This is a genomic window from Microbacterium sp. zg.Y909 (genome assembly GCF_024626565.1).
The window spans coordinates 1-532 of the sequence record NZ_JANJFJ010000744.1; the positions used below are offsets into that span (position 1 = coordinate 1).

Consider the following 532-nt stretch of genomic DNA (forward strand, 5'->3'; position numbering starts at 1 on the left):
CGAATCACCCTGTGACGCCATCCACGAGGCGAGGTCTCGGACGAACGATTGACTTCCTTCAACGGTCACGTCATGACGGTTCGCCCATGCGAGCTTCAGTACCGCCAGACTCGGGGCGTCATCCGGAGTGCCGTCGCGAACCACCACGTCCATCACTCGACGAGACTCACTGAGGGATAGAGGGTTCGCAAGTGGGTCGCTACCCGAGCACACCAGCGTCCGCTGCGTTGTACCTATTTTCGGGCAACCCAGACGTTTTCGGAGATCATCTCCCGACCTTCCCCGCCACGGTGGTCGATCTCGGCCGCGACACTAGCGCTGTCGCTGATCCGGACGGATACAGAGTCGCGCCCGCAATCTGTGCTTTGCCAAACGTCATCGAGAACGAGCGAAAGGCACAGCGTCTCGCTGTCGTCAGATGCGCGCGCGAGATAGACGTCGAAGTCATCCGCGTTTCCGACGTATCGAAGAGTCCCGACGTCGATCCTGTCGGCGGACCCGTCGACGACAGAATCTGGTCGATCCGCTGCAG

General features: G+C 60.9%; 1 protein-coding gene. It reads right to left on the bottom strand.

The window, feature by feature from the left end:
* Positions 1–233: 233 nt before the first annotated feature.
* On the bottom strand, positions 234–532 hold a 299-nt coding region (locus NQ160_RS24520; RefSeq protein WP_257517554.1), incomplete at its 5' end, for a hypothetical protein.